This window comes from Altibacter sp. (assembly GCF_019913785.1).
Classification (GTDB): Bacteria; Bacteroidota; Bacteroidia; order Flavobacteriales; family Flavobacteriaceae; genus Altibacter.
On the sequence record NZ_JAIOHK010000010.1, the window covers coordinates 1 to 6,562 of the forward strand.

A 6,562-nucleotide genomic window follows, 5' to 3' on the forward strand; every position below is an offset into this window, starting at 1 on the left:
AAAGAGAGGCATCCAAGCCTTTGTTTTTAAGTAAGGCCAAAACATCCAGTGCCATTTTTGGATTGTATATTTCAGAAAAAGAACGCACCCAAAGCAATTTGGGAGCTGTGGAGTCCCGTTTTAGGAAGGGGTAATTTTTAAGTTCAATGGTATTTGGAATATAGGTAAGATTGGTGTAGCCTTCAGCTTTAAAGGCTTCAAAAAGATACATAGAGGGTGATACATTGGTAAAGGCTTTACCAAAAAAGTTTTTGCAAATAGCAGGGCTTTTTCTAAGTCGATTGGGTAAGTTACCACCGTGTAATATAGGAATATAATCAAGATTTAAAATTCTACAGCATTTGGAAACAGCCACAGCATAATAAAAGTTTTGGGTACTATAGGTATCGATAAGTACTTTAGAAACTTGTCGTGAATACTTGACTGTAGTCCAAAGCATATCCAATAGTCGTAAAATTTTATAATGAGAAGCAGAAGCACTAATCACTATATACCCTTCCTGCTTTAACAAAGAACTCAACGTCTCTATTGAAGAAATTGTCCTTCCCTCTTTAGAAAGTTTATTTCCTATGTATAGTAGTTTTCCTGTTGACATCGATAATTGTAATTAAACAAAGTCCGTAAATAAACGCTGGAGCAGCAATTCGCATGGAGGAATGATTAATGGTTAGAAACCAGAATATAAAAAATGAAAAAAAGTAGATGTTCGATCGATTGCTAAGTCGGAAAACAAATGGTGTGATAATCAGTACGATTAGGGCAAATAGCCCGAAGACTCCGTGTTCGGACAAGATTCTACTCACCTCGCTGTGCGTAGCAACGACCCGCCCCGTTTTTTCCTTGCGAAATTCACGGATTTTCCCCACTCCTATTCCAGTAAAGGGATTTTCCATGAATGTTTCTATTTCACCGGTTACCAACTCGGCCCTTCCGGTTGTAACATCTGCTTTCTCTCTTCCTGCGGCATCCTGATTAGCATACCGCTTATCAATAAGTCCTAGCGTTGAAATTGAGGTAAATATCCAAGTCACCACTATAACCCCTGCAATAATAACCGATTTTGGAATTAACGAAGCTCGTTCATTAAGGTTCGCCTTGTAAAAATAATAAAGGAAAAAAATCAGGGCACATATTCCGGCGGCAATTACGCCTCCTCTAGAAAAAGTTACGATAGCACGGTAGCTAATAAATACCAGCAGCATTAAATCTATAAAATTGATAAATCTGTTTTTTATCAATAGCAGTCTTGAAAAGAGGATGAACATTCCAAGGCCCAAAATGGTTGAAACCTGATTAGGGCCAAATCCTCCGGAAGCTTCAAAATTGGATTGCGTTCCACTTAAGACATCTCTGATATTAGGTGTATACAAGTACAGATAGGTAGTCATCGTGACTATAGGAAATAATGCCGCCAACAAGATCTGCTGTAATCTTTCGGCCGGGATCTTTCTATTGTAACAATACAAGGCAGAAATAGCAAGACACAACGGTCCACTCAGGTTAAAGCTAATGGCATTTAAAAAATTAGTTTCGTAATTTAAATTAATGGCCGAAAAAAGTACACCGGGAGCCAATAAGAGTATAAAGAAAATATAGGCCCAAGATTTTCGGGTAAAACCTTTATAGAGCATCCCTATCACCAGAAATGCGATTACCGCAAATTTGGCGAACTCATAATTAAAGGCACCTCCTGTCATTCTGGAAAAAACTTCGAAACCGGTGACATAGGCAGCACCAAGAAGCACCTCATCTTTTCGGTTCCTATTCGAAAAAACTCGATATAGAAAGTAGCCAACCGCAGCAAACAAGAAAAATTTGGCGGTCGTTTGAAACAGGTAAATTACGAACGCTATACCAATATGTAACAACAAGAGTTGTACATAGGTGATCTTCTTTATGGGCTTAATCGATCTCACTTTTTATAAAGCGCTAATAATTTTGGCAAAATAGCATTCTGTGAATACTGGGCTTCTATATGTTTTTTAAATGCAGCGGCATCATTTTTTCTAGTATCCGGATCATTGATATACTGTAAAAGTGCTTCTGAAAGGGCCTCCGGATTGTTTGGCAGTACCGTTTTGCCAAATGTACTAATAACTTCTTCACAATAGCCAACTCTTGTAGTCACAACTGCTAGTCCCGAAGCACCGTACTCCAATAGTGCCATGGGCAAACCCTCACTGTCTGAAGACAAAACTCCTATTGCTGCGCCTAGCAACAGCGCTTCCGGTTGGGCATTCCCTCCTAGTAATTCAACGGCATCGGTTAGCCTATTCGTCGAAATGAAATGCTTTAAGGCGTCAGAATAGTCGTCATTATAATCACTACCTACCAATTGAAGCTTCCAATTTGGTATCTGCTGATGTATCTTCTTAAACGCCTTCAGTAAGTTTAAATGATTCTTAGGCTCCCTTAAATTGGCAAGGCAGACAATTGTCGTCTGTCGAACCTGTATTTCTTCAGAAAAAGAGCTTGTCACGACGAAATTAGGCACATAGTATACCTGTTTGGTGGCTAGTTGCTGCTTACACCATTCGCGTAATGCTACATTTACCGTAATAATCTTGCTAAAGAAAATGGAACTCAGGTACAGCATTTTATTTCCTGTTCTTTTTGTTGAAACCCTATTTCCGTGGTGCTCGTGCCAAATTACGCTAAGCTTTGGAAGTGTTAACTTTAAGAGCGCTGCAAAAAAATAGGATGTGGTATGCGCATGCACAATGATGATCTTATGTTGCTTTATAAATTTTCGCAACCGCCATAAGGCCGAAAGATCCAATGTCCCCTTTTTGTTTAAAAAAATATAATTGGTCGCGGGTAGGATACTTTCTTTTAAAACTCCTTCGGCACGAGTAGCGCACAAATACGAGCCCTCCAAGCGTTCCGAAAGTGTGTTTGCCAAGGTAACGGCCATCCGTTCGGCGCCCCCGGCATGCAGTGAATCTATGAGTTGCAGTACCCTCATGACAACAATTCTTTAATGGCTGTTTCGAACGCATCCGTGGTATATTGACGGGACCAATCTTTGGCGCGTTTCGACATTTCAGATAGCGAGCGGATATCTTTCAATTGTCCCAATAGATGCTCCGAATCCTTTCCCAATTCCCCATCGAGTAAAATCCCTCTTTGGCCTTCGGCTAACATCCACGGAACACAGGATATTTTGGTGACTATAGGTACAACGCCCCAAAACATGGCTTCGGCCACCACCTTCGGCCAGCCTTCCGATTTTGACGGCAACAATAATAGATCACTTTCCTTATACGCCTTTTCTACACGTTCAGACGATTGGTTGCCATGTAGACGAATCCACGCCGAAAGTTGATATCGATTTATATAGTTTTCCATGGCAACTCTTTCGGCACCTTCGCCGAACACATCTAATTGACCATCGATTCCACGATCTCGCATGGTTTTTATTAACTCAATCGCATACAAAGGACGTTTCCCCGGAGCCAAGCTCCCAACAAACAAAAACCGAAATGGGGCTTCAAATTTCCTTGAGATACCTGCTTTTATACTGCTTATTGGGTAGGTTGCCGTAAAGAAGGGTTTAATATTGTGGCTTTGTTTGGGCCATGCACCATAGACCAATACCTGCATATTCCGTGTCAAGAACGTATTTCGTAAAATCCATTTCTGAAGTCGATAACTCAACGGCTGCGTCGCTTTTGGATCCCAATTCCCTGCGTATTTGGCTGTTTTAGGTTTTTTCGGAAATAAAATTTGAATAAAACATGCGACCAATCCAATGGTCCCAGGACATCGTATATGGATATGATCTGCCTTTTGCATCGCCCGAAAGATTTTCCATTTGAGAACAGGCAGTTTCAGAAATGCTAAAACAGCTTCAGAAAAAGAAATAAATGAAATAGCCGGAATCTTTGATATGTCGATCGACGCTGATGCATACGGCTCGTGGATCGGGCTCATCTCTTTACGGGAAAGCGGGGCCACAACAGTGGTTTTATCTGCATATTTCGTCCAAAGATTCATTTCCCTTACATAGGGTCCATAGGCATAGAGTGCATCCGGTTCTCTAAAATGTGGGGTATGTGTGATGACGACCAACTTCATGTGAGCAGACTTGAGTAAAAGGCAAGATTCTTCTCTAAAATACTATTTTTATCGTACTTCGCCCGTACTGTTGCTTCCGCTTTTACACCAAGGGTTTTTGCTGCCTCGGGGTTTTCAATACACCAAAGCATTTTTTCGGCAATATCTTTGGGTCGATAGACATCACAGAGCAATCCGTTTTCGAGATGTGTGATGGTTTCGGGACCGGGACCATATTGAGAAAAGAGCACCGGTTTTTGGAGCAGCATGGCCTCTAAGGTGACGAGACCTTGTGTTTCCATATGCGAAGGAAAAACACAAAAGACAGCTTCGGCATAGCGTATATTTAGTTCGGTTCTGGGAATGCTTCCGTGGAATACCACATTTTCAAAATACGAGGCATCGTAGGTAGATTTAAGCATTTCGATATAAGATGCTCCATTGGGAAAGAACCAATCCCTTCCGAAGATATTAAGCATCTTTTGAGGATATTTTTGTCGCACCAATTTAAAAGCCTCTATTAACTGCCGAACTCCTTTCTTTTCACATACAGTGCCCGCGAATAAAATATGATCTTCCTTTACCGTCACCTCGGGTTTTTCCATGGTAGTATCCAGAGGATGTGGAATGATTTCGATGGGCTTACTATGATAACTCAGAAATGTACCGGTATGGTCTTTTACATACTTTGACACCGCAATAAAGGCATCGGCCTTTTTAAACGAACGCTTTTCCAACAGTCCTTTTCGCCAATTAATGCCTCGTTTTTCGGCTTCAGCAAAAAAATGATGCCCGCCGTGAAGGCGAATTACCTTCTTAGCCGGGTGTGCATGCGACAATAGTGCCAATCCTAATTCGGCAGATTCAATAATATCGATGGGATGTGCTTTATGAAGTTGTTTCAGCTTTTTGTTCAGCTGAATTCCGTTATGTACAACAGCCGGGACAAACCCCTTTTTTTTTGGCAAACGGTACAATTGCACGCCTTCATCTTCCAAAATTTCTTCGGAAGTACTTTTACCTGCTCCTACAATGCTTACACGATGACCCCTTTGCACAAGGGCTCTTCCAAATGTTTGCAAAAAACTTCCTACACCACCGGGTGACCATAAGGGATATTCATGCGATATAAAAACTACATGCATTGGTTGAGTTCTTTACTTATTTTTTCGGAAGCAGTTTCAGGATACGTCACTACTGTTTCGAACCACTCCTTGATGGCGGTATTCGGACTAGAAAGCGCTGTTTCTACTACTTGAGCAATTGATTCTCGATCGTTCAACCAAAATACCGCTTTTGTGGAAGGCATACTACGGAAATGCTGATAGTTATAAATAGTATTTACAGACCAGTTAGGATCTTCTTTATAGTCGTAGTTAATGAATAGACAGGGTTTGTCGAACATTCCAAAGTCAAAAGCCATGGTCGATCCTACGTTAATCACCAGATCGGCATAGCAGGCCAAACTCACTAAAAGCTTTACATCTTCGAACGTAGGATAAACAGCCGACCAAATCTTCGAATTGAAATTCCATAAGGGTGGCATATCCACGATAAGGTTTGGAAATTTAATCAATACCCAGTCATAGCGCCCGGTAACATCCACGGGACACCTTCGAAACACTATCTGACAGGTGGAATCGAGTCCGCTTTGGGTGATTGCCTCTGCAAGATCATTGAGATAATAGGGGTCATACGGTGAAGTCCGGGTATCATCGCCCGAAAAACAGAGCAGTCGTTTTCCCTTGTCCAATCCGTATTGTGCAAAGAAGGCATCCTTTTCCAGGATATTCTTTGGGTCTTTATAGAATTCGAACTGCGGGGTTCCAGTCACCTGAATTTGTTCGGAAGGAATTTCAGGATAGAACAATTGCAGTTCCCGTTCCATATGAGAAGACCACACAAAATAGGTATCTGCTCGTAGTGCCAGTCGGGCCTTGGGAAGGTTGTCCCAAGAGTAGATGACCGTGGCCGTCCGAATGTTGAGATCACTTGCCGCTGCAAAAACGGTTGGGGCTTTCAAGGCACGCTGATGTGTACAGAAAATAATATCAGGGGCGTGTTGGGCCAATATCGAATACAGTTGCTTATAAAAGGCGTTTTTTCGAAGCGATGCATCGTATTTTTTTTCGAGCTTTAGGATGCTTTGGTACGAATTCACGAATTTCGAGGCAAGGGTCACCAGGGAGTAGAAGACTTTAAGTTTCAGACTTTTATGTCCTTTTTTCCAAAAATCTAGTATGGTTGGGTTGTCTACTTTTTTTGCGTTGTACTGCAGCCGAGCCAGGTGGATAAGCTCCCGTAGAAACTTTTCTCGTACATTTTCTTTATAGGTTGGAATCTCAATTTTTGCAGTAATTGTAACCTCTTTTTCTATTTGTGCAATCGTATCGGCATCAAAATTATGGAACAAGGTGAGTGCCGCCTCCGAATTTTTAAATGTTTTCGAATACAGGTAGTTTTTAATACCTACTCCATCGGGAATGAGAATGAATATGTTTTTTTT

The 6,562-nt window shown here is 41.4% G+C and carries 5 protein-coding genes and 1 pseudogene; all 6 read right to left on the minus strand.

The window, feature by feature from the left end:
* Positions 1–595 (minus strand): annotated as a pseudogene (locus K8F54_RS01265) (glycosyltransferase family 1 protein); the annotation flags it as partial.
* Complete coding sequence (locus tag K8F54_RS01270; protein ID WP_290785931.1) at positions 561–1,916, minus strand: O-antigen ligase family protein; 1,356 nt, start codon at positions 1,914–1,916, stop codon at positions 561–563. The pseudogene K8F54_RS01265 and the gene K8F54_RS01270, both read right to left, overlap by 35 nt.
* Positions 1,913–2,965 carry a glycosyltransferase family 4 protein gene (locus K8F54_RS01275; RefSeq protein WP_290785933.1) on the minus strand — a complete coding sequence of 351 codons (1,053 nt, stop codon included), beginning with the start codon at positions 2,963–2,965 and terminating at the stop codon, positions 1,913–1,915. The genes K8F54_RS01270 and K8F54_RS01275 overlap by 4 nt, the downstream gene beginning before the upstream one ends.
* Positions 2,962–4,077: a glycosyltransferase gene (locus tag K8F54_RS01280; protein ID WP_290785936.1), complete on the minus strand. Its 1,116-nt coding sequence runs from the start codon at positions 4,075–4,077 to the stop codon at positions 2,962–2,964. The genes K8F54_RS01275 and K8F54_RS01280 overlap by 4 nt, the downstream gene beginning before the upstream one ends.
* Entirely contained in the window at positions 4,074–5,201 is a 1,128-nt protein-coding gene (locus tag K8F54_RS01285; protein WP_290785939.1) for a glycosyltransferase family 4 protein, read from the minus strand. Before K8F54_RS01285 ends, K8F54_RS01280 begins: the two co-directional genes overlap by 4 nt.
* Positions 5,192–6,562, minus strand: a 1,371-nt coding sequence (locus tag K8F54_RS01290; RefSeq protein ID WP_290785942.1) for a hypothetical protein, incomplete at its 5' end; no start/stop codon positions are given. The genes K8F54_RS01285 and K8F54_RS01290, both read right to left, overlap by 10 nt.

Bases quoted from the DNA above. Each gene is read 5' to 3' on its own strand.
- K8F54_RS01285 (WP_290785939.1), bottom strand. From the start codon at position 5,201: ATGCATGTAGTTTTTATATCGCATGAATATCCCTTATGGTCACCCGGT.
- K8F54_RS01280 (WP_290785936.1), bottom strand. From the start codon at position 4,077: ATGAAGTTGGTCGTCATCACACATACCCCACATTTTAGAGAACCGGAT.
- K8F54_RS01275 (WP_290785933.1), bottom strand. From the start codon at position 2,965: ATGAGGGTACTGCAACTCATAGATTCACTGCATGCCGGGGGCGCCGAA.